Raw genomic sequence first — 21,707 nt, 5'->3', positions numbered from 1 at the left:
TGCTATTTTTCCGCGATGGTCTACCCTCAGATCTGACGTCTGAAACAAGGGGGGAATTTCCATGCTCGCGCAACTTCCACCGGCCTTACAGAACCTGCAGCTTCCGCTTCGCCTGCGACTCTGGGACGGCCATGAATTCAATCTGGGGCCGACGCCCAGCGTCACCATCGTGGTCAAGGACCCACAGATGGTTACCCAGTTCACTCACCCAAGCCTCGATGCGCTGGGAGCGGCGTTCGTTGAAGGCAAACTTGAACTGGAGGGCTCGATCAGCGAGGTCATCCGGGTTTGCGATGAACTGAGCAGCGCGTTGCTCGACGAAGATGAAGGCAGTCAGCCGGTGCGTTCAGTGCACGACAAGGAAACCGACGCCAAGGCCATCTCTTACCATTACGACCTTTCCAATGCCTTCTACCAGCTGTGGCTCGACAACGACATGGTCTATTCCTGCGCGTATTTCGAGACCGGCAGCGAAACCCTCGAGCAGGCGCAACAGGCCAAATTCCGCCATCTGTGCCGCAAGCTGCGCTTGCAGCCGGGCGAGTATTTGCTGGATGTCGGCTGCGGCTGGGGTGGGCTGGCGCGATTCGCCGCACGAGAATTCGGCGCCAGGGTCTTCGGCATCACGCTGAGTCAGGAGCAACTGAAGCTGGCACGTGAGCGGGTCAAGGCTGAGGGGCTGGAAGATCAGATCGAACTGCAACTGCTCGACTACCGCGATCTGCCTCAGGACGGGCGCTTCGACAAGGTGGTCAGTGTCGGCATGTTCGAACACGTCGGCCATGCCAATCTCGCCGAATACTGCAAAACCCTGTTTGGCGCGGTGAAGGAGGGCGGTCTGGTGATGAACCACGGCATCACTGCCAAGCATACCGATGGCCGGCCGGTCGGGCGTGGTGCGGGCGACTTCATTGAGAAATACGTTTTCCCTAACGGTGAGCTGCCGCACCTTTCCATGATCTCGGCGCAGATCAGTGAAGCCGGGCTGGAGATTGTCGACGTGGAAAGCCTGCGCCTGCATTACGCGCGTACGCTGGACCATTGGAGCGAGCGACTGGAGGACAACCTCGAAGCCGCTGGCAAACTGGTACCGGAACAGGCGTTACGTATCTGGCGCCTGTATCTGGCCGGCTGCGCTTACGCGTTTGCCCGTGGCTGGATCAATCTGCACCAGATCCTCGCGGTGAAGGCGCATGCCGACGGCAGCCATGAATTGCCCTGGACCCGCGACGACATTTATAACCCGTGATCGCAGGCGTCTTCACGGGACGCCTTACAGGATCGGTGATATCAGCCGGGCGATCCGCATGCCGACCTGTTGCAGGCGGTGGATTTCCCGGCTTTCTTCCTTGGCGATCTCGTAAGCCTGGGCGAAGTCTGCTTCGAGCATGTGTTCCACGCTGGCGGCAAAGGCACTGTCGACGGTCAGCAGCATGACCTCGAAATTCAGACGGAACGAGCGGTTGTCGAGGTTGGCGCTGCCGATCGCGCTGATCTCGCTGTCGATCAACACGACTTTCTGATGCAGGAAACCGGGCTCGTACCGAAACACCCGCACGCCGGCGCGCACCGCCTCGAACGCATACAGACTGGAAGCGGCGTAGACGATGCGATGGTCCGCGCGCGACGGCAGCAGCAAGCGCACATCGACGCCGCGCAGCACGGCCAGTCGCAGCGCGGCAAATACCGCTTCATCCGGAATGAAATACGGGCTGGTGATCCACACCCGCTCGGTGGCGGCGTGAATCGCCTCGACGAAAAACAACGAGCAGGTTTCATAGGCATCGGCCGGGCCGCTGGCGAGCAACTGGCAAAGTACGCCGTCGTCTGGATAGGCATCCGGCAGGATCAGCGGCGGCAGGGAGCGTGCCGCCCAGAACCAGTCTTCGGCGAAGGATTCCTGCATGCTCGCCACGACTGGGCCGCGGACTTGCACATGGGTATCGCGCCACGGTGCCAGCGGTGGTTTCTCGCCCATGTACTCGTCGCCGACGTTGTGCCCACCGACAAAACCGATGATGCCGTCGACCACGACAATCTTGCGGTGGTTACGAAAGTTGACCTGGAAGCGGTTGAGCCAGCCACTGCGCGTGGCAAATGCTTTCACCGCAACACCGCCGTCGCGCAATGCCTGCACATAGCTATGGGGCAGGGCGTGGCTGCCGATGCGGTCGTAGAGCAAGTGAATCGTCACGCCTTCCGCGGCTTTTTTCAGCAGCAGATCACGCAAGCGTTGCCCGAGGCGGTCGTCGTGGATGATGAAAAACTGCACCAGCACGGCTTCTTTGGCCCGCTCGATCGCACTGAAGATCGCCTCGAACGTCGCCGCACCGTTTATTAATAGCTGCACTTCATTATTGGCCAGGCACGGCATCCGCCCCAGTTTGGGCATCGCACGCAACGAGGCATAAGCGTTGGAAGCGCGGGCGGCGAGTGCTTCCTCGACCCACGGGCGCCAGTTCAGCTCGGAGATGGCCACGCGCATCTGTTCGTTGGCCTGGCGGCGCGCCTTGATGTAACCGTCGAAGGTGCTGCGGCCGAAGACCAGATAGGGAATCAGCGTGAGATAGGGAATGAAGATCAGCGACAATGCCCAGGCAATCGAACCCTGCGCAGTGCGCACGGTGAGCACCGCATGTATCGCGGCGATCGATCCGAGGGTGTGAATCAGCGCGATCAGATAACCGAAAATATGCGGTCCAAAATAATCCATGGGGCAGCCTTGCTCCGGAAGATGCAATGCTTAACAGACCATGTTCAGCGGCGAATGTCGCTATTTAATTGGTCCATGAACCGAAGCAAGCGGCCGGCGTCTAACGGCCACAACTGATCAGGAGTTTGTCGATGAACGTTCGTCTGCTGGGTTTGGCGCTGGGCCTGGGTTTGGCATTGCCGGTGGTTGCGCAAGCGCAGATGCTGCAGCCGGGGCTGTGGGAAATGACCTCGAGCAATTTGAAAGTCGACGATCAGGCGATGGATGTGCAATCGATCCTCGGCCAGATTCAGGGCCAGATCACGCCGCAACAGCGCGCGGCGCTGGAGAAGAACGGCATCAACATCGGCGGCAAGGGCATTCGCGCCTGCCTCACACCGCAGCAAGTGGCGACCAACGATATCCCGCTGGCCGATCCACAATCGGGCTGCAAACAGCAGATCACGGAGCGCACCGGCAACCAGTGGAAATTCCGTTTTAGCTGCCCGAAAGCGCAGGGCACCGGGGTCGCGACCTTCCTCAGTGATCGCGAGTTCACCACCGTCGCCAACGGCACGTTCAACGCCATCGGGATCAATCAGAAGGGTAGTCTGGAAACCCGCGCGGTGTGGTTGGGTCAGGATTGCGGGACGGTGAAGCCCCGCGCTTGATGCCTCACGTCATGGCTGGCTCAACGCCTTGTACAGCGTGTTGAGGTTGTATTCGAACAGGCCGGTAAAGGTGCTCGCCGGCCCACTCGCGGCGAGCGCGTCCGAGTACAACGTGCCGCCGATATGCGCGCCGCTCTCATTGGCGATCTGCTTGAGCAGGCGCGCGTCCTTGATGTTTTCCATGAACACCGCTTTGACCCTGGCCTGACGGATCTGCGTAATCAGCGCGGCAACTTCGGCGGCTGACGGCTCGCGCTCGGTGGACAAACCTTGGGGCGCGATGAAGTCGATGCCGTAAGCCTGACCGAGATAACCGAACGCATCGTGACTGGTGACGATCTTACGGTTGCCCGCAGGCAGTGAACCCAGTCTGGTTTTGGCCTCGGCGAGCAGGGCGTAGATCTGCTTCAGATAGGTTTGGCTGTTGCGCTCGTAGTCGGTCTTGTTCGCCGGATCAGCCGCAATCAACGCCTTGGTGATGTTGGCGACGTACAGCTCGGCATTGGCCAGATTGTGCCAGGCGTGTGGATCGGGCACGGTTTCGCCATCCTCATCCAGAGATCGGGGAATCACCCCGCGGCTGGCATTGATCACCGTTGCCTGAGTGGCGGTGCTGCTGACCAGGCGATCCAGCCATGGCTCGAAGCCCAGTCCGTTTTTAATGATCAGTCTGGATTTGAGCAGGGCTTTGGCATCGTCCGGTGTCGGCTCGTAAGTGTGCGCGTCGGCATCCGGGCCGACCATGCTGGTGATCTGCACGTGGTCGCCACCAATCTGATGAACCATGTCGGCGAGGATGCTGAAGCTGGTAACCACCGGCATTTTTTCCGCCGCCGACAATGACATCGACAGCAACAAGCTGAACAGCACGAGTAGAGCGCGCATCGGGAAACACCTCATTGGGATGTGAGCAAAGGCGGGCGGCGCAGCAGACCATGGACCGGCCCGACGATCACCGACAACAGATAACCGGCGCCGGCGACCAGCACGATTGCCGGACCGCTGGGCAGCGAGTAATAGAACGACAGCAGCAATCCGAACCACACCGACAGGCATCCGATCGCTCCCGCAACGGCAATCAGCACCGGCAGGCGTCGGCTCCAGAACCGCGAAGCCGCAGCGGGCAGCATCATCAGGCCGACCACCATCAAGGCGCCGATGGCCTGAAAGCCGATGACCAGATTGAGCACCACCAAGGTCAGGAATACACCGTGGGCCAGCGGGCCGAGACGGCTGACGGTTCGCAGGAAAAGTGGATCGAGGGTGTCGAGCACCAGCGGTTTATAGATCATCGCCATAGCAATCACGCTGCACGCCGAGACCCACAGCATGCCTTGCAAGGTGGGTCCGTCGACGGCCAAGGCTGAACCGAACAGCAGATGCAGAAGGTCCAGGCGCTTTCCGGCGATACCCAGTATCAGCACGCCGCTGGCCAGTGAGATCGGATAGATCGCGGCGAGGCTGGCGTCCTCGCGCAGGCCGGTGCGCCGAGTAATCCAGGCCGCCAGTCCAGCCATGCCCAGGCCTGCACCGAGGCCGCCGAAGGTCAGTGCCGGCAAACTGAGCCCGGCGAACCAGAAGCCCAGTGCAGCACCGGGCAGGATTCCATGGGCGACCGCATCGCCGATCAGGCTCATACGCCGCAGGATCAAAAACACCCCAAGTGGCGCCGTGCTGCAGGCCAGGACCAAACCGCCGAACAAGGCGCGACGCATGAACATGAATTCGTGAAACGGCTGCCAGAGTTGGCTGACGGCGAGCATCAGGCCACCTGCGTGTGTGGAGTTTGTGCAATCAGCTCCGCGCTCGCCGCCAAGCGGCACTCGCGATGCTTGATCAGCAATGTGCTGGGAATGTGCTGGCGTACCGCAGCGAGGTCATGACACACCACGACGAGTGTCCGGCCTTCGCCGTGCCATGCATGGATATGCTGCCAGAGCAGTTGTTGACCGAGTTCATCGAGTGCCGCGTGAGGTTCATCGAGCAGCAGCACGGGCGCATCGGTCAGGCTTAAACGGGCGAGCAGAGCGCGTTGCAACTCGCCGCCGGACAGCGCCATCAACGGGCGCTGTTCGAGTCCGTGCAAGTGCCAGTTCTCCAGCGCGGCATGCAACCGTTGCGCGCGCAGTTGCGTTGATAACCGGCGCCCCCAGAATCCGGCGGCAACCAGCTCTTGCAGGTTGATCGGAAACTGCCGATCGAGATGCTGCTGTTGCGGAAGAAAGGACAATCCGCTTTGCCGTGGAACACCGAGAGAGACTTTGCCCGCGAGTGGCTTCTGGAGACCGGCGATGACTTTCAGCAGGCTGCTTTTGCCGCAGCCATTGGCACCGATAATTGCTGTGAGGGAGCCGCTGTCGAGTTGCAGGTTCAGCGGCGATGTCAGCGGTTGGCCCGGGGCTCCCCAGCTCAAGGAATGGCAACGAATCATGCCGACTCCCGCCGCCATTGGCTTTCGGCAACAGCGTCGTGCGCGTGCAGGCTTTCGGCGTGAACAACGCGCAGGTGGAAAGCGCTGACCCCTGAGATGCGGCGCAGCGCCAGATTCAAGCGGCGTGCAGCATCTTCACAAAACATCAGATTCTGCCCATTGGCGAGGGCGAAGGCTTGCTCGTCGGCGCGCTTCACGGCGGTCTGCACGGCTGTGCCGAGCGCAGCTTCGGCAGCGTTGATGAGTGTATTCAGCGGTAACTCGTCGATGGATTCTTCAAGATGAAAATGCAGTTGTGCAGTACTGCGCTGGCTGTGAGGCGTGGCGACGACGCCGCGGGAAGAGCCGAGCCATGCCAGCACATCGGCGTGTTGCAACGCTTGGTTGGCGAAGTCGTCGATGAATTGTTGCTGGATCAGTTGTCTGGCTAACGCCGCTGAACAGGGGCAGGTCGAGGAATAGGGCAACTCTAGTTTTAGTTCCACGTGGAACATTTGCTTTTTCAGCGTGGCAGAAATGCACACGGGATAGGCTTTCCAGCCGGCCAAAGGGCTGACCAGCGCCGGGCGTTTCAGCAGTAATTCAGTGTGCAGATTGAGATAAGCGCAGCTGGATAAGCCCTCATGACTGTCGAGAAATTGGCTGAGTACACGACGCAGTAAAGAAGGCGAAAGCTCCTTCTGTTCCAGTGCGTCTAACGCCAGGTACAGGCGCGACATATGTATGCCTCGCGCTTCGCCATCATCAAGGCTCACCCCAGCGTCTGCCTTGGCACTCAGAGGCTTTCCTTGCAGGTGGATCGGCAAAGCGATGCCCTGCATGCCTACCCATTCAAGCGGCACATTTTCGCGCAGCGCCTCTGCGGCAATATCCGGCAGTGTCAGTGAGTTCATGGTTGTAACCGTCGATTTGAACGAATCGGATGTTACAGTATAACAATGCGCACGCCATTGCTTGTTTCATGAATGAATTTTTACCAAGCTAGAAGCGGGACCGCTTAGCACCCGGTCATTCGGCTACAGGTGAATTTCGCGCTACCTCCGCCAGATCTCGAAAAACGGTTGATCGTGGTCCAGCCCACCCGACGGGTGTAACCCACCCAGGCCTCTCCGTTCGAAGCGATACCTGTGAAAAAGGTGAGCTGACCGAAGCGGCTGTTGGTTTGCGCCCAATAGCGATGCCCGTCTTTTTCAAAGCCGCGTAAATAAAGCGTGTTGCCTACGGTGTTCACGCTGTAGCTGTTGCCGTCGGCGTCCGCGCAGGCCAAGAGATTCGCACTGCGCGTACAGGTTGCCGCTGTGCCCGGCTGCGCCAGAATGCTTACGACGGGCAGCAGAGCACAGCTCAGCACAACCCCGCGCAGGGCGTTTTTCGTCATGGACCGTTTCAAGCGAGCACCTCAGGGCGAAACAAAAGCTGGTATGTTTTTAGGGTTATAACATAACATAAAAATGACCCGGCCTCAGACCCATGATTTTGCTTTTTCAGATTCCTGCGTCGGCTCTACGCAGCGATGGGATGCATGGCACTGAGGAATTCGCCCATTGTTGGCTCAAAGACAGGATTATCCAATGTCAGAAAAACTACCCGTAACTGTTCTTTCCGGATTTCTGGGCGCCGGAAAAAGTACGCTTTTGAATTACGTACTACGTAATCGAAGCGGAATGCGCGTAGCTGTAATCGTTAATGATATGAGCGAGATCAATATCGATGGCAGCGAAGTCCAGCGTGATGTCAGCCTTAACCGTGCTGAAGAAAAAATAGTCGAAATGAGCAACGGCTGTATCTGCTGTACGTTACGCGAGGACCTGCTCGAAGAAGTCAGCAAGCTCGCCCGCGAAGATCGCTTCGATTACCTGCTCATCGAATCCACCGGCATTTCCGAGCCGCTACCCGTCGCGGAAACTTTCACCTTTCGCGATGAACACGGCCAAAGCCTGTGCGATATTGCCCGTCTCGACACCATGGTGACGGTGGTCGACGGCGTGAACTTCCTTCCCGATTACCAGGCAGCAGAAAGCCTGGCCTCTCGCGGCGAAATCCTGGGTGAGGAAGACGAACGCTCAATCACCGACCTGTTGATCGAGCAGATCGAGTTTGCCGACGTGTTGTTGATCAGCAAGATCGACCTGATCAGCCGGCCAGAACGTGAAGAACTGATCGCCATCCTCAAGCGCCTGAATGCTCAGGCCGAAGTCATCCCGATGGTGATGGGTGAGGTGCCGCTGGAGAAACTGCTGAACACCGGGCGTTTCGACTTTGACAAAGCCGCGCAAGCGCCAGGTTGGCTCAAGGAGCTACGCGGTGAGCACATTCCGGAAACCGATGAGTACGGCATCGCCTCGACGGCATACCGCGCGCGGCGGCCCTTTCACCCGCAACGCTTCTTCGACTTCATCAACCGCTCATGGTTGAACGGCAAACTGCTGCGCTCCAAAGGTTTTTTCTGGCTGGCGAGCAAGCCCACCGACGCTGGGAGCTGGTCGCAGGCCGGTGGCTTGATGCGTCACGGTTTTGCCGGGCGCTGGTGGCGGTTCGTACCGAAAGACCAATGGCCACAGGATCAGGAAAGCAGCGCAGCCATCCTGGAAAACTGGACGCCGAGCGTAGGAGATTGCCGCCAGGAGCTGGTGTTCATCGGCCAGAACATCGATTTCCTACAACTCACTGCTGAATTGGATGCCTCCCTGCTCACTGATGATGAAATGGCGCTCGGTGCCGAGGGCTGGCGAATGCTCGCGGACCCATTTGGTCCTTGGCACGACGAGGCCGCCTGATGCCTGCACTCCAATTGCCGGGAAACCAAACCCGCCAACAGCATCAAGGCTCGACCCCACAGGCACTGACGCGCATTCTCGAAGACGAGGTGAATCTGGCCGTCTGGCAGCGACAATTGCCGCTGCACGTCAGCGATTTTGCCGATGTGCTGCTGTCGCTCAACCAGCCTTTGGCGCAATCGCTGTGCCTGGAGTTGCCCGAAGAAGACGCAGAACCGGATCTCACAGGGCTGGCCGCGGAGTACCGCGATGTGCAGGGTTACGAAAGCTTTGTGGCCGATTTGAAATGGCTGGTCAGCGCCTTTGCCTGCCTGCTCGGTGCGCGGCGGATCGGCCTGCGCCTGCGGGCGCTGGACAAAGCCATGTGCCCGCGTTTCCACGTTGATCACGTACCGGTGCGGCTGATCACGACCTACGCCGGCGTCGGCAGCCAATGGCTCGCGGAGGGTGCGATGGATCGCCGTCAACTCGGCCAGGCCAACGCCGAACCCCAAGCGGATATTCAGCAACTCAGCAGCGGCGAGGTTGCGTTGTTGAAGGGCGAAAAATGGCATGGCAACGAAGGTTTCGGCTTGATCCACCGCTCGCCGCAACCGCCAGTGGGCGAGCGCCGCTTGATTCTGACCCTCGACTGGCTCGGCTGATGCTTCAAGGCCTGAGCCATGACCCCTGGCTCTGAGCTTCACAATACGGCTTCAGGTACGCCGCATCAGTGGCCACACCGTAATAGTGGATGTCCTGGCGATAGGGCATATTGGCAACTTGCGCGTTGCTGCATACGCCAAACGCACCGCTCGGGCACTGATCGACATATTGCACTGCGACTTTTTGCCCGACCAGGGTCGGTTGGCAAAAGCCGTCATTGAACAGTTTCTCGGGGATATTACGGTTTTGCTGGCAGACTTTGACGTCGAGCCGCTCGCCCTGACTGTGCACCACACAGGCCTGAGCCCACGCTTCGCTCGACAGCATCGCCAACAGCAACGACCATCCCATGCAACGCATCTTCTAATCTCCGAAAAGCTTGCCGCCATGTTGCAGAACATTCCCACCCATGTCATTGCTGGCCCTTTGGGCGCTGGCAAAACCAGTCTGATTCGCCAGCTCATGGCCCAGCGTCCAGCAGGTGAGCGTTGGGCGGTACTGATCAATGAATTCGGCCAGATCGGCCTGGATGCCGCGTTGCTGAGCCGCGACGCAGCGGGTACCGACCTGGCCGAAGTCGCCGGCGGCTGTCTGTGTTGCGTCAACGGCGCGCCATTCCAGATCGGCCTCGCCCGGTTGCTGCGCAAAGCGAAGCCGGATCGCTTGTTCATCGAACCGTCCGGGCTGGGCCATCCGCTGCAGTTGCTCAAGCAACTGCGCGAGGTGCCTTGGCAGGGCGTGCTGGCGGTGCAGCCGAGTGTGCTGGTGCTCGATGCCCAGGCACTGCATGCGAGACAAGCATTGCCAGCAGCGCAACAACAGGCGTTGAGCAGCACCGGACTGGTCTTGATGAACAAAGCCGAAGGCCTCGATGAGGAGCAACGGCAGACAATCGCCAGACAATTGCCGCCGGTCAGGCTGATCTGGACCAGCCAGGCGCAATTGTCTTTGGGGGATCTGCCGGGCTTGGCCGCGCAAGCGATGAGTGGCGCAGATAATCTGCTCATACCCAGGGGACCTGCGCGGCTTCCAGCAGTCTGGAGCGATCCGACCGCGCCGATCTGCCTGAGTCAGGCGCAGGAGAGCGGCTGGAGCATCGGTTGGCGTTGGCATCCCGACCAGACGTTCGGCAAACAGGACATCGCGGACTGGCTTAAAGCGCTTCAGTGGAGGCGGGCAAAAATGGTGATCCACAGCCCGGATGGCTGGGTGTCGGCGAATGCGCTGGATAATCCCAGTCTGGAATGGCAAACCAGCGAATGGCGCAAAGACTCGCGAATCGAGCTGATCTTTGCTGAGCCACAAAATATTGATGAATTGCAGGCAGGACTTGCGCGGTGTCGGCTGCCGTAAGTCAGCTCAAGGCTTCCACTTGGTGTGCTCCTGACGCCACTGACTCAGCTCGATCACTTCGGCGCGCGGCTTGGTGACTTCCACCACTGGCGGGGTATCGTCAAACGGTGCGGGGTAGGGCGCCAGTTCGATCTGCGCACTGTGCGCACCGAACTGAGTGATGGTGCCGTTGTGCCGGGTTTCGCCGGTCACGGTGAACTCGAAGTTGTAGACCCGCGCCAAGCGTCGGCGACCGTTGGCATCCTTGATCAGGCCGATCTTCTTTAACGCGACGTTGCCGTCGAGCAATTCGACGCCGACGTTGGTGCAGTGCTGCTTGACCCGTTCCAGCGCGCGCTCGCGCAAGCCGTGGTTATGCCATAACCAGGCGCCGGCAGCGGCGAACAGCATCAGCACGAAGATGTTTTCCAGGGTCAGCATCAACATCGAACTCCAAAAGATGGCGTCAGCTTAACTGCGTCGCCGGTCTGTCGTACAGGCTGTGTTTCGTCGCATACTGCGCGGCTTGAATTTCAATCGTTTTACGGAATGACCCGAATGAAACGCACGCCTCATCTGCTCGCCATCCAGTCCCACGTGGTGTTCGGCCACGCCGGCAACAGCGCCGCGGTTTTTCCGATGCAGCGGGTCGGCGTCAACGTCTGGCCGCTCAACACCGTGCAGTTTTCCAACCACACCCAGTATGGGCAGTGGGCGGGTGAAGTGCTGGCGCCGCAGCAGATTCCCGCGCTGATCGAAGGGATTGCCGCCATTGGTGAACTGGGCAACTGCGACGCGGTGCTGTCCGGCTACCTCGGCAGTGCCGCGCAGGGCCGTGCGATTCTCAGCGGTGTGGCGCGCATCAAAGCGGTCAATCCGAAGATGCTGTATCTGTGTGACCCGGTGATGGGGCATCCGGAGAAAGGCTGCAGCGTGCCGACCGAAGTCAGCGACTTCCTGTTGGATGAGGCGGCAGCAGTGGCAGACATCATGTGCCCGAACCAATTGGAGCTGGACAGCTTTTCCGGGCGCAAGCCGCAATCGCTGTTCGATTGCCTGGCGATGGCGCGGGCACTGCTGGCACGCGGGCCGAAAGCGGTGCTGGTCAAGCATCTGGACTATCCAGGCAAACCGGCCGATGGCTTCGAGATGTTGCTGGTGACGGCTGAGGGCAGTTGGCATTTGCGCCGTCCACTGCTGGCGTTTCCGCGTCAGCCGGTGGGTGTCGGTGACCTGACCTCCGGTCTGTTCCTGGCGCGAGTGCTATTGGGCGACAGTCTGCTGGCCGCATTCGAGTTCACCGCGGCGGCGGTGCATGAGGTGCTGCTGGAGACCCAGGCGTGTGCCAGTTACGAGTTGCAACTGGTGCGGGCGCAGGACCGGATTGCGCATCCGCGGGTGAAGTTCGAGGCGACGGCGATCAGTTTGTAATACCGCGTTGAATCCAATCGCGAGCAGGCTCACTCCAACAGGGAAACACATTCCAATTTAGGAGTGAGCCTGCTCGCGATAGCGATTTTCTTAACGCAACAAATCTCAAGCGTCGCCCTTGATCTCCTGATAACGCTTTTCCAGCTCCTGACGAATTTGCCGACGTTGCTGCGCCTGCATGAAGCGGCGCTTGTCTTCGCTGTTCTGCGGTTGCAGCGGCGGTACGGCGGCGGGTTTGCGCTGGTCGTCCACGGCCACCATGGTGAAGAAACAGCTATTGGTGTGGCGCACCGAGCGCTCGCGGATGTTCTCGGTGACCACTTTGATACCGACCTCCATCGAGGTATTGCCGGTGTAGTTGACCGACGCGAGGAAGGTCACCAGCTCGCCGACATGGATCGGCTCACGGAAAATCACCTGATCCACCGACAGGGTCACCACGTAGCGGCCGGCATACCGGCTGGCGCAGGCGTAGGCCACTTCGTCGAGGTATTTGAGCAGCGTACCGCCGTGGACATTGCCAGAGAAGTTGGCCATGTCGGGGGTCATCAGTACCGTCATCGACAGCTGGGCGTTTCCGGGTTCCATAACGTTCTCACGGGTCAAGGCGGATGGCTGAAAGCACCTCTGCGGGTGCCTGGTCGCTTTTCAAAAGCACCGATATCGGGACGCCGGGCGCAGGCTCGCCGTCACGCAGGAATCGATCTGTTTCCTTATATTGCACCGGCTTTCTGAAAGAAGTCGCGGTGTTAACCTGCAAAAGCCCTGACCAAGGGCAATTCCTACAGCCGAAGCGGATTTTTACCCAGCCTGCGCAGATGCTTCTGACGTCTGTCCGCGGCCTCGTCATCAAGGAGCCCCACACCATGCATGCCATCAGCTTCATTCAGGATCTGGCAGTGATCATGTTGGTTGCAGGCGTGGTGACCGTGCTGTTTCATCGTTTCAAACAACCGGTGGTACTCGGCTACATCGTTGCCGGCTTCATCATCGGCCCGCATACGCCACCGTTCGGCCTGATCCACGACGAAGACACCATCAAGACCCTCGCCGAGCTGGGGGTGATCTTCCTGATGTTCTGCCTCGGGCTGGAGTTCAGCCTGCGCAAGCTGTTCAAGGTCGGCGCCACAGCGTTTATCGCGGCGTTTCTGGAAATCATCCTGATGATCTGGATCGGTTACGAAATCGGCCGCTGGTTCGACTGGAACACCATGGACTCGCTGTTCCTCGGCGCGATCCTGGCGATTTCCTCGACCACCATCATCGTCAAAGCCCTCAATGATCTGAAGATGAAGAACGAGCGCTTCGCGCAGTTGATCTTCGGCGTACTGATCGTCGAGGACATCCTCGGCATCGGCATCATTGCGCTGCTGTCGAGCATTGCGGTCAGCGGCACGGTCAGTTCCGGCGAAGTGTTTTCCACCGTCGGCAAGCTGTCGCTGTTCATGATCGTTGCGCTGGTCATCGGCATCCTGCTGGTGCCGCGCCTGCTGGCCTACGTGGCGAAATTCGACAGCAACGAGATGCTGCTGATCACCGTGCTGGGCTTGTGTTTCGGCTTCTGCTTGCTGGTAGTCAAACTCGAATACAGCATGGTCCTCGGCGCCTTCCTGATTGGCGCGATCATGGCCGAGTCGCGGCAACTGCTGAAGATCGAACGGCTGGTCGAGCCGGTGCGTGATCTGTTCAGCGCAATCTTCTTCGTTGCCATCGGCCTGATGCTCGACCCGATGATCCTGCTCGAATACGCCTGGCCGATCGCGGTGATTACCGTGGCCGTGGTGCTGGGCAAGATGTTGTCCTGCGGCCTCGGTGCGTTTATCGCCGGCAATGACGGACGTACCTCACTGCGCGTGGGGATGGGCCTGTCACAGATCGGCGAATTTTCCTTCATCATCGCCGCGCTGGGCATGACCTTGCAGGTCACCAGCCATTTTCTCTACCCGGTCGCCGTGGCGGTATCGGTGATTACCACGTTGCTGACCCCTTATCTGATTCGCGCGGCCGATCCGCTGTCGATCAAGTTATCCGCGGCCATGCCCAAGCGTCTCGGCCGGGTGCTGGGCATGTACGGTGAATGGCTGCGCAGCATCCAGCCGCAAGGCGAGGGCGCGATGCTGGCGTCGATGATCCGGCGGATTCTGTTGCAGGTCGGGGTCAACCTGGCGCTGGTGATTGCCATCTTCATCGCCGGGGCTTACTTCGCCGAACGCCTGTCGGTGTGGCTGCAGGACTGGATCGGTGATCCGAGCTGGCAGAAGGCGCTGATCTGGGGCGGCGCGTTGCTGGTGTCGCTGCCGTTCCTGATCGCTGCTTATCGCAAGCTCAAGGCGCTGTCGATGTTGCTCGCGGAGATGGGCGTCAAGCCGGAGATGGCCGGGCGGCACACGCAGCGAGTGCGTCGGGTGATCGCCGAGGTGATCCCGATTCTCTCGCTGCTGGTGATTTTCCTGCTGCTGGCAGCCTTGTCGGCCAGTATCCTGCCAACCAACAAGTTGCTGGTGCTGATCGCCGTGGTCGCGGCCGCCGTGGCGGCGCTGCTCTGGCGCTGGTTCATCCGCGTGCACACGCGGATGCAGGTAGCGTTGCTGGAAACCCTCGACAATCACAAGGAGTCGTCAGGGCACTAAGCTGCCGGGGCGGCTGGCCGATCAGCTTTCCAGCCAGACGTCCCGCGCCCAGTGCCACACCGATTCCCAGGTTTCTTCGGCAATCAGTTCTTCTTCGGCCTGCCAAAGCACCACGGTGCCGTCTTCTTCGACGCAGTAGTAGTCATCGCCGTCCTGACAGATCGGGATCAGGCTGCGATCAACTCCTGCATCCCATGCGTTTGCCGCGACATCCGGCAGATAGGTGTGGGATTGCGGGTCGGTGACGGTGACGGGTTCGAGACTGCCATAGACCACATCGCTGACGGTCAGCAAAAATTCCCGGAAGACAAAGGGAATGTCGATGAACAGTTGTTCTTCGATTTCGACCAGCAGGTCTTCGTCAGGCAACTCCAGGGGAACCGGTACGGGTTCGTTGGCTTCGCGTAGTTGTTCGATGATTTCTTCCACGTCCGGGGATCCTCTTGCTTGAATGGCGCGGTTTATAGGGGCCGGTTTATACAGTAGCTCGCTATAGATGCAACTGCGAAATAGAAAACCCCAGCCGAGGCTGGGGTTTTTTTATTACCGCAAGTGGAGCGCAGCAGGCAATCAGCCGTTCTGGCGAATACCGGCGACCAGCCAAGGCTGGTTGTCGCCCTGCGGACGCTCCATGTTCCAGCTTTCGCTGAACACTTCGCCCTGGTCGAAGCGCGAGGTCTTCGATACGCCGGTGAAGGTCAGGGTGGCGATGGTCTTGTCGGCGCGATCATCGACGCCGTCCAGTTGCACTTGCAGGTTGTCGATGTAGGTCGACTGGAAGCCATCACCCAGGTCGGCGCGCTCACGCTTGAGGAATTCAAGCATTTGCGGAGTCACGAACTCGGCGATCTTGTCCATTTCATTCGCGTCCCAGTGCTGCTGCAGCGACTGGAAGTGGCTGCGCGCAGCTTCGAGGAAGCGCTGTTCGTTGAACCAGGCCGGTGCGTTGATCACCGGGCGGGCAGCAGCCGGAGCGGCAGAGCCACCGAAGATCGAACCCATGGCAGCAGGTTTCTGCTCGAACACTTCACGCTGCATCGGCGCGCCGGCCGGAGCGAGCTGCTCCTGCTGCTTGCGACGGCGGGCGGCAATGAAGCGGAAAATCACGAACGCGATCAGCGCCATGATCAGGATGTCGAAGATCTGCATGCCCTGGAACCCGCCGCCCATGAACATGGACGCGAGCAGGCCACCGGCGGCGATACCGGCCAGAGGGCCGAGCCACTTGGAAGCACCGCCGGCCTTGGCCGCAGCGCCCGCAGCACCGGCAGCGCCAGCGGTTGCAGCTGCGCCGCCCACGCCTGGAGAAGAAGGAGCCATCTGGCTGGTCTGGTGCGTCGGCGCAGCGCCGGCGCTTTTGCCACCACCAAAGCGCTTGGCGTTGGCGTCGAGGCTCATCGTCAGGCCGATGCACAACGCCATGGCGATGCTAAGAAAACGTTTCATAAAAGGTATTCCCGTTTTGTGGAGACACGCGCGCCATGTTGCACAGCTGAAGTGTTACTGGCTAGCGAGAGAGTGTTTCCGGCTTTTGCCTGACAGGTTGCGTTCAGCTTGGCGAGGCAATCAGCCGATGTACTTTTGTGTGTAGGAAAAGGCGATAGGTTCAGAGGGATTTGGGCCTCCTGTAGGAGTGAGCCTGCTCGCGATGAGGGTGTGTCAGTCACCACATTGATGACTGACAGACCGCTATCGCGAGCAGGCTCACTCCTACAGAAAGCAAGCGAAACCAGCGTTAGATGGCCTCGAGCTTGGCGTAACCGAGCATCAGCCACTTGCTGCCTTCGCCGAAGTTCACCTGCACCCGGGCCTGCGCGCCGGAGCCTTCGAAGTTGAGGATTACGCCTTCGCCGAAAATTGAATGGCGCACGGCCTGGCCGAGGACGAAACCGGTCTCCGGTATCTCGCTGCCGCTGAACAGGTTGCTGCCGCTCATCGACTGGTTGCCGCCGAAGGGTCGGCTGACGCTGTTCGACAAACGCACTTCCTGAATCAGACCTTTCGGCACTTCGCGGACGAAACGCGACACCTTGTTGTAGGTCTCGCTACCGTACAGGCGGCGAGTTTCCGCGTAAGTCATCACCAGATTCTGCATCGCCCGAGTGATACCCACATAGGCCAGACGCCGTTCCTCCTCCAGACGCCCCGGTTCCTCAAGGCTCATCTTGTGCGGGAACAGGCCTTCTTCCATGCCCACAAGGAACACGTAAGGGAATTCCAGGCCTTTGGCGCTGTGCAGCGTCATCAACTGGATGCTGTCTTCGTGCTCGTCGGCCTGGGTGTCGCCGGCCTCCAGCGAAGCGTGGCCGAGGAACGCCGCCAGTGGCGTCAGCTCTTCGTCTTCTTCGGTGTTTTCGAAGTTGCGCGCGGCGCTGACCAGTTCCTCAAGGTTTTCTACCCGCGCCTGGCCTTTTTCGCCTTTTTCCGCTTCGTGATAGGCGATCAGGCCGGACTGCTCGATGACGGTCTGGGTCATCAAGTGCAACGGCATCTCGGCGCACTTGGCGGCAAGGTTTTCGATCAACTCGATAAACGCACCCAGTGCGCTGGCCGCGCGGCCAGTCAGGCCTTTGTTGGCAACCAGCTGGCGCATCGCTTCCCACATCGACACATCGCTGTGCCGGGCGTGCTCACGAATCGCTTCGACGGTTTTCTCACCGATGCCGCGGGCCGGCACGTTGATCACCCGCTCCAGTGCCGCATCGTTACCGCGACCTTCGAGCAAGCGCAGGTAGGCCATGGCGTTCTTGATTTCGGCGCGTTCGAAGAAGCGCTGGCCGCCGTAGATGCGGTACGGAATCCGCTCGCGCAACAAGGCCTCTTCGAGCACCCGCGACTGGGCGTTGGAGCGGTACAGGATTGCGATCTCGCTGCGTGCCAGGCCGGTTTTCAGCGCACTTTCGATGGTTTCGACAACGTAGCGTGCTTCGTCGTGTTCGTTGAACGCGGCGTACAGATTGATCGCTTCGCCGTCGCCGCCATCGGTCCAGAGCTCCTTGCCCAGGCGCCCGGTGTTGTTGGCAATCAGCGCGTTGGCCGCCTTGAGAATGCCGGCGGTGGAGCGGTAGTTCTGCTCCAGACGGATGGTCTGGGAATCCGGGAAGTCGGACGAGTATTGGTGGATGTTCTCGATCTTCGCGCCGCGCCAGCCGTAAATCGACTGGTCGTCGTCGCCGACCACCATCAGGCTGTCGCCGCCCTTGCCGAGCAGACGCAACCAGGCGTACTGCACGGCGTTGGTGTCCTGGAACTCGTCGACCAGAATGTGCCGGAAGCGCTTCTGATAGTGCGCCAGCAGGCCCGGATGATCGCGCCACAGGTCGAGGGCGCGCAGCAGCAATTCGGAGAAATCGATAACCCCGGCGCGCAGGCACGCAGCCTCGTAGGCCTCGTAAATGCCCCGCATGGTCGCCAGGTACAGATCGCCGCTGGCCTGGATGTGTTGCGGCCGCAGACCTTCGTCTTTCTGCCCATTGATGAACCACTGCGCCTGACGCGCCGGCCAGCGTTGTTCGTCCAGACCCAGCTCGCGGATCACCCGCTTGACCAAGCGTTGCTGGTCGTCGCTGTCGAGAATCTGGAAGGTCTGGCTCAGGCCGGCTTCCTGCCAGTGCGCTCGCAGCAAGCGGTGCGCCAGGCCGTGGAAGGTGCCGACCCACATGCCAGCCGGGTTGATGCCCAGCAACTGCTCGATGCGGTGACGCATCTCGGCAGCGGCCTTGTTGGTGAAGGTCACCGACAGAATGGAGTGGGGCGAGGCGTTTTCGACCTGGATCAACCAGGCGATACGGTGCACCAGCACTCGGGTTTTACCGGAACCGGCACCGGCCAGGACCAACTGACGGCCAACAGGGGCCGCTACGGCCTGGCGTTGGGCATCGTTGAGAGAGTTCAGCAGAAGGGAGAGATCATCGCGCATCGGGGCATTCTAGGGTGCGCCGCAGGCCCGGGCAAACCGCGCGTTGCATTAGCCGATGAAAGTGCTGCCGATGACGACCGGTCGGTCACCGCTGCAGGCTTCGGCCCGTCTCGCTTGAGCGGTTGCGACGGTGCCGCGACACGCGCAAATTTCGCTGCAATTCTGACCTGCAGCAGTTTGGCAACCGGAGCGGCTTGTGTATGCTCCGTCGACGTTTCGGGCGCACGCCCCCCTTATAAGAACAAGAACGTAGCCCATGATCCTCAGCGCCGAACTGTCGGGACCCTCCGTGGAACCCCGGGTCATCCGCAAGCACTACGCCGTCGAAATGGCGGTCGAGCGCACGCGTCTGCTGTATCAGGGCTCATTGCTGCCGACGCTGTTCATGTTGATCAACGGCCTGGTCTGCGCGGCATTGCTCTGGAGTCCGCAGCGTTACTTCGTGGTCAGCATATGGCTGGTGTGGTTGTTGTCGCTGGTGGCGTTGCGGGTGATTCAGGTCGCGGCATTCGATTCGGCGATACCGGATCGTCAGGCCCAGCCGATCTGGCGGCGCATGTTTCTGCTCGGTTCGACCATGACCGGCCTGACCCTTGCCGGTGCCGGCATCGCGCTGGTGCCCGCCGACAACTTCATGCAACAAGCCTGGGTGTTCGGCCTGATCGGCGCGGCGACCCTGTCCGCCAGTGTCGCCTACGCCGTGAGCCTGCCGGCGTTCCTGTCGTTCACCTTGCCCTGTCTGCTGCCAGCGATCGGTTACCTGTTCTGGGGCGGTGACGAGCAGGCGCGAGGTTGGGGCTGGCTCGGCTTGATTCTGCTCGGCTCGCTGAGCGTGGTCGCCTGGCAGGTCAATCGATTGATCGATCGTGGTTTGCTTCGGCGCTTTCAGAATCAGCACCTGATCGAACACTTGCAGCGGACCCAACTGCGCGGCGAGCAGCTCAACCAGGAACTGGCCAGGGAAATCGAGCAGCGCCGCTGTGCCGAGGGCAAGCTGCGCGAGGCTCAGGTCGAACTGGAAGACCGCGTCGCCCAGCGCAGCCGCGAACTGGACGCGGCCAATCAGGCCCTGAGCAAAAGCGAGGCGCGTCTGGCGCTGGCGTTGAAGGCCAGCGAGCTGGGGCTGTGGGACTGGAACCTGCAAACCGATGAAGTCCACCACACGCAGCTTCAGGAGTTGTTCGGCCTCGCTCCGGAATACGTCACCGCGCTGCTGCGCGATCTCAAGCCACGCTTGCATCCCGAGGATCTGCCGACGCTCAAGTACGCATTGATCGAGCATTTGAAGGGGCGCAGCGAGGACTATCAGATTGAATATCGCGTACGTCACGGCGACGGCCATTGGGTCTGGATCGAAGACCGTGGCCGTGCGGTAGAGCGCAGCGCCAATGGGCGAGTGATCCGCATGGTTGGCACGCGCCGCGACATCAGCGCCAGCAAGCGGCTTGAAGAACAGCAACGGCTCGCGGCGACGGTGTTCGAAGCGGCCAGTGAAGGCATTGTGATTCTCGACCCGAACTACGCGCTGATCGCAATCAACCAGGCCTTCAGCCGGGTCACCGGCTATGACATCGATGACATGCTCGGGCGCAATGTCGTCGAGTTGCCGTGCAGCCGCGATGCCCGGCGCCATTACGTGGCGATCCGTCACGCGCTGGAACAGCACGGCAGTTGGCAGGGCGAACTGGTGGAAACGCGCAAGAACGGCGAGCTGTATCCGCAATGGCTGCAATTGAATGCGGTGCGCGACAATCGCGGCAATGTCAGCCATATCGTCGGCTTCTTCGCCGATCTGTCGGCGCGGCGCGAATCTGAAGAGCGCATGCGTTATCTGACTCACTATGACGAACTCACCGGTCTGGCCAACCGCTCGCTGTTTCGCGAACGCTTGCACGAAGCGCATCAGCGCTCACGGCAGAGCCGGCGCAGTCTGGCCCTGCTGCACATCAATCTGGACCGTTTCAAGTTGCTCAACGACAGCCTCGGGCATGAGGTGGCGGACCAGTTGCTGCAAAAAATGGCGCGGCGGCTGGTCAACGCCTTGCCGGAAGCCGACACGATTGCGCGCTTGTCCGGTGATGAATTTGCGGTGCTGTTCGATGCCTACGGCAACCTGTCGAGTCTGGCCCGCGTTGCCACGCGCTTGTCATCGAAGTTGCGCTTGCCGCTGACGGTGGAGGGGCACGAGCTGGTGGTTAGCGCATCGATGGGCATCAGTTTGCTGCCGGACAACGCCCGGGAGATTTCCGCGCTGGTCAGCCAATCGAACATGGCCATGCAGCACGCCAAGCATCTGGGCGGCGACAACTTCCAGTTCTACACCGACAGTTTGCAGGCCAGCACCCTTGAGCGCTTGCAGCTGGAAAACCATTTGCGCCGGGCCATCGAGGAGCAGCAGCTCAGCGTGTTCTATCAGCCGAAACTGTGCCTGCAAACCGGCCGCCTGAATGCCGCAGAAGCGCTGGTGCGCTGGGAGCATCCGAGCATGGGCCAGGTGCCGCCGGCGGACTTCATCGGGTTGGCCGAGGAAACCGGGTTGATCGGGCCGATCGGCGAGTTCGTCTTGCGTCAGGCTTGCTGGCAGGCTTGCGAATGGCAGCGGCAGGGCCTGGCGCCGATCCGCGTGTCGGTGAACCTGTCGGTGCACCAGCTGCGCCAAGGCAAACTGGTCAGTCTGGTGCGGCAGGTGCTGGAGGAGACGGGACTGGCGCCGCATTGCCTGGAACTGGAGCTCACCGAAAGCCAGTTGCTCGACAGCGTCGAGCACATTATCGCGACGTTCCAGCAACTGCGCGATCTGGGTGTGAAACTGGCGATCGACGATTTCGGTACCGGCTATTCGTCGCTGAGTTATCTCAAGCGCATTCCGGTGGACTACGTGAAGATCGATCAAGCGTTCATCCGCGGTTTGGATGAGGGCAGCGAAGACGCGGCGATTACGCGCGCGATCATCGCCATGGCCCATGGCTTGTCGCTGAAAGTCGTCGCCGAGGGCGTTGAGTGCCCGTACCAACTGGAGTTCTTGCGCAGCGAAGGTTGTGACGAAGTGCAGGGTTATCTGATCAGTCGTCCGGTTGACGCCGGCGCGCTGGCCGGGCTTTTGCGCAAACAGGAAAAACCGCTTTAAGGGCTACATGCAGGCCATCACGCCAGCTAGCGGGACATCGAGTTACGCAATG

The 21,707-nt window shown here is 60.4% G+C and carries 20 protein-coding genes; 8 read left to right on the top strand and 12 right to left on the bottom strand.

Features of this window, described 5'->3' with window-relative positions; all coding sequences use genetic code 11:
- Positions 1-61: 61 nt before the first annotated feature.
- A complete protein-coding gene (gene cfaB / locus BLU52_RS24745) occupies positions 62-1,249 on the top strand; it encodes a C17 cyclopropane fatty acid synthase CfaB (protein WP_090287739.1) in 1,188 nt (395 codons plus the stop codon).
- A gap of 24 nt (positions 1,250-1,273) precedes the next feature.
- Here the strand turns inward: cfaB and cls are convergent, their stop codons facing one another.
- Entirely contained in the window at positions 1,274-2,713 is a 1,440-nt protein-coding gene (gene cls, locus BLU52_RS24740) for a cardiolipin synthase (RefSeq protein ID WP_090287737.1), read from the bottom strand.
- 131 nt (positions 2,714-2,844) lie between these two features.
- Between cls and BLU52_RS24735 the strand changes: the two genes are divergently transcribed.
- Complete coding sequence (locus BLU52_RS24735; RefSeq protein WP_042608032.1) at positions 2,845-3,363, top strand: DUF3617 domain-containing protein; 519 nt, start codon at positions 2,845-2,847, stop codon at positions 3,361-3,363.
- 9 nt (positions 3,364-3,372) lie between these two features.
- Here BLU52_RS24735 and BLU52_RS24730 read toward each other — a convergent pair whose 3' ends face one another.
- The 5 genes from BLU52_RS24730 to BLU52_RS24710 form a co-directional block, all read right to left on the bottom strand.
- Positions 3,373-4,248, bottom strand: a complete 876-nt coding sequence (locus tag BLU52_RS24730; RefSeq protein WP_090287735.1) for a metal ABC transporter substrate-binding protein — start codon at positions 4,246-4,248, stop codon at positions 3,373-3,375.
- Between the two features lie 11 nt (positions 4,249-4,259).
- Positions 4,260-5,126: a metal ABC transporter permease gene (locus BLU52_RS24725; RefSeq protein ID WP_090287733.1), complete on the bottom strand. Its 867-nt coding sequence runs from the start codon at positions 5,124-5,126 to the stop codon at positions 4,260-4,262.
- Positions 5,126-5,794 carry a metal ABC transporter ATP-binding protein gene (locus BLU52_RS24720; RefSeq protein WP_090287731.1) on the bottom strand — a complete coding sequence of 223 codons (669 nt, stop codon included), beginning with the start codon at positions 5,792-5,794 and terminating at the stop codon, positions 5,126-5,128. The genes BLU52_RS24725 and BLU52_RS24720 overlap by 1 nt, the downstream gene beginning before the upstream one ends.
- Positions 5,791-6,687, bottom strand: coding sequence for a GTP cyclohydrolase FolE2 (gene folE2 / locus BLU52_RS24715; RefSeq protein ID WP_090287729.1), 897 nt, complete (start codon positions 6,685-6,687; stop codon positions 5,791-5,793). The genes BLU52_RS24720 and folE2 overlap by 4 nt, the downstream gene beginning before the upstream one ends.
- 104 nt (positions 6,688-6,791) lie before the next feature.
- Positions 6,792-7,172 carry a glutamine synthetase gene (locus tag BLU52_RS24710; RefSeq protein ID WP_090287727.1) on the bottom strand — a complete coding sequence of 127 codons (381 nt, stop codon included), beginning with the start codon at positions 7,170-7,172 and terminating at the stop codon, positions 6,792-6,794.
- Positions 7,173-7,365: 193 nt separating this feature from the next.
- On the opposite strand from BLU52_RS24710, the gene zigA reads away from it, so the two are divergent.
- Positions 7,366-8,571, top strand: coding sequence for a zinc metallochaperone GTPase ZigA (gene zigA, locus BLU52_RS24705; protein WP_090287725.1), 1,206 nt, complete (start codon positions 7,366-7,368; stop codon positions 8,569-8,571).
- On the top strand, positions 8,571-9,215 hold the full coding sequence (locus BLU52_RS24700) for a DUF1826 domain-containing protein (RefSeq protein WP_090287723.1): 645 nt from the start codon (positions 8,571-8,573) through the stop codon (positions 9,213-9,215). The genes zigA and BLU52_RS24700 overlap by 1 nt, the downstream gene beginning before the upstream one ends.
- 4 nt (positions 9,216-9,219) lie before the next feature.
- On the opposite strand, the gene BLU52_RS24695 is transcribed toward BLU52_RS24700, so the two are convergent.
- Positions 9,220-9,576 (bottom strand): NADH:ubiquinone oxidoreductase, encoded by a 357-nt coding sequence (locus BLU52_RS24695; RefSeq protein ID WP_090287721.1) that lies wholly within the window; start codon positions 9,574-9,576, stop codon positions 9,220-9,222.
- 27 nt (positions 9,577-9,603) lie between these two features.
- Here BLU52_RS24695 and BLU52_RS24690 point away from each other — a divergent pair, with 27 nt between their 5' ends.
- A complete protein-coding gene (locus BLU52_RS24690) occupies positions 9,604-10,569 on the top strand; it encodes a CobW family GTP-binding protein (RefSeq protein WP_090287718.1) in 966 nt (321 codons plus the stop codon).
- A gap of 6 nt (positions 10,570-10,575) precedes the next feature.
- Here the strand turns inward: BLU52_RS24690 and BLU52_RS24685 are convergent, their stop codons facing one another.
- On the bottom strand, positions 10,576-10,989 hold the full coding sequence (locus BLU52_RS24685; RefSeq protein WP_090288678.1) for a DUF3301 domain-containing protein: 414 nt from the start codon (positions 10,987-10,989) through the stop codon (positions 10,576-10,578).
- A 117-nt stretch (positions 10,990-11,106) separates the two neighbouring features.
- On the opposite strand from BLU52_RS24685, the gene pdxY reads away from it, so the two are divergent.
- On the top strand, positions 11,107-11,979 hold the full coding sequence (gene pdxY, locus BLU52_RS24680) for a pyridoxal kinase PdxY (protein ID WP_090287716.1): 873 nt from the start codon (positions 11,107-11,109) through the stop codon (positions 11,977-11,979).
- A gap of 105 nt (positions 11,980-12,084) precedes the next feature.
- On the opposite strand, the gene BLU52_RS24675 is transcribed toward pdxY, so the two are convergent.
- Positions 12,085-12,567, bottom strand: coding sequence for an acyl-CoA thioesterase (locus BLU52_RS24675; RefSeq protein ID WP_016772447.1), 483 nt, complete (start codon positions 12,565-12,567; stop codon positions 12,085-12,087).
- A gap of 278 nt (positions 12,568-12,845) precedes the next feature.
- Here BLU52_RS24675 and BLU52_RS24670 point away from each other — a divergent pair, with 278 nt between their 5' ends.
- On the top strand, positions 12,846-14,609 hold the full coding sequence (locus BLU52_RS24670) for a cation:proton antiporter (RefSeq protein WP_090287714.1): 1,764 nt from the start codon (positions 12,846-12,848) through the stop codon (positions 14,607-14,609).
- Positions 14,610-14,630: 21 nt separating this feature from the next.
- Here the strand turns inward: BLU52_RS24670 and BLU52_RS24665 are convergent, their stop codons facing one another.
- From BLU52_RS24665 to uvrD, 3 genes are all read right to left on the bottom strand, one after another.
- Complete coding sequence (locus BLU52_RS24665; RefSeq protein WP_003187120.1) at positions 14,631-15,038, bottom strand: SMI1/KNR4 family protein; 408 nt, start codon at positions 15,036-15,038, stop codon at positions 14,631-14,633.
- Between the two features lie 141 nt (positions 15,039-15,179).
- A complete protein-coding gene (locus BLU52_RS24660; RefSeq protein WP_090287712.1) occupies positions 15,180-16,055 on the bottom strand; it encodes a Tim44 domain-containing protein in 876 nt (291 codons plus the stop codon).
- Between the two features lie 289 nt (positions 16,056-16,344).
- Complete coding sequence (gene uvrD, locus BLU52_RS24655; RefSeq protein WP_090287710.1) at positions 16,345-18,528, bottom strand: DNA helicase II; 2,184 nt, start codon at positions 18,526-18,528, stop codon at positions 16,345-16,347.
- A gap of 256 nt (positions 18,529-18,784) precedes the next feature.
- Between uvrD and BLU52_RS24650 the strand changes: the two genes are divergently transcribed.
- Entirely contained in the window at positions 18,785-21,655 is a 2,871-nt protein-coding gene (locus BLU52_RS24650) for a putative bifunctional diguanylate cyclase/phosphodiesterase (RefSeq protein WP_090287708.1), read from the top strand.
- Positions 21,656-21,707: the final 52 nt, after the last annotated feature.

Origin of the sequence: Pseudomonas granadensis (assembly GCF_900105485.1) — a bacterium.
Classification (GTDB): domain Bacteria; phylum Pseudomonadota; class Gammaproteobacteria; order Pseudomonadales; family Pseudomonadaceae; genus Aquipseudomonas; species Aquipseudomonas granadensis.
This window is presented reverse-complemented; position numbering and strand designations above follow the sequence as displayed.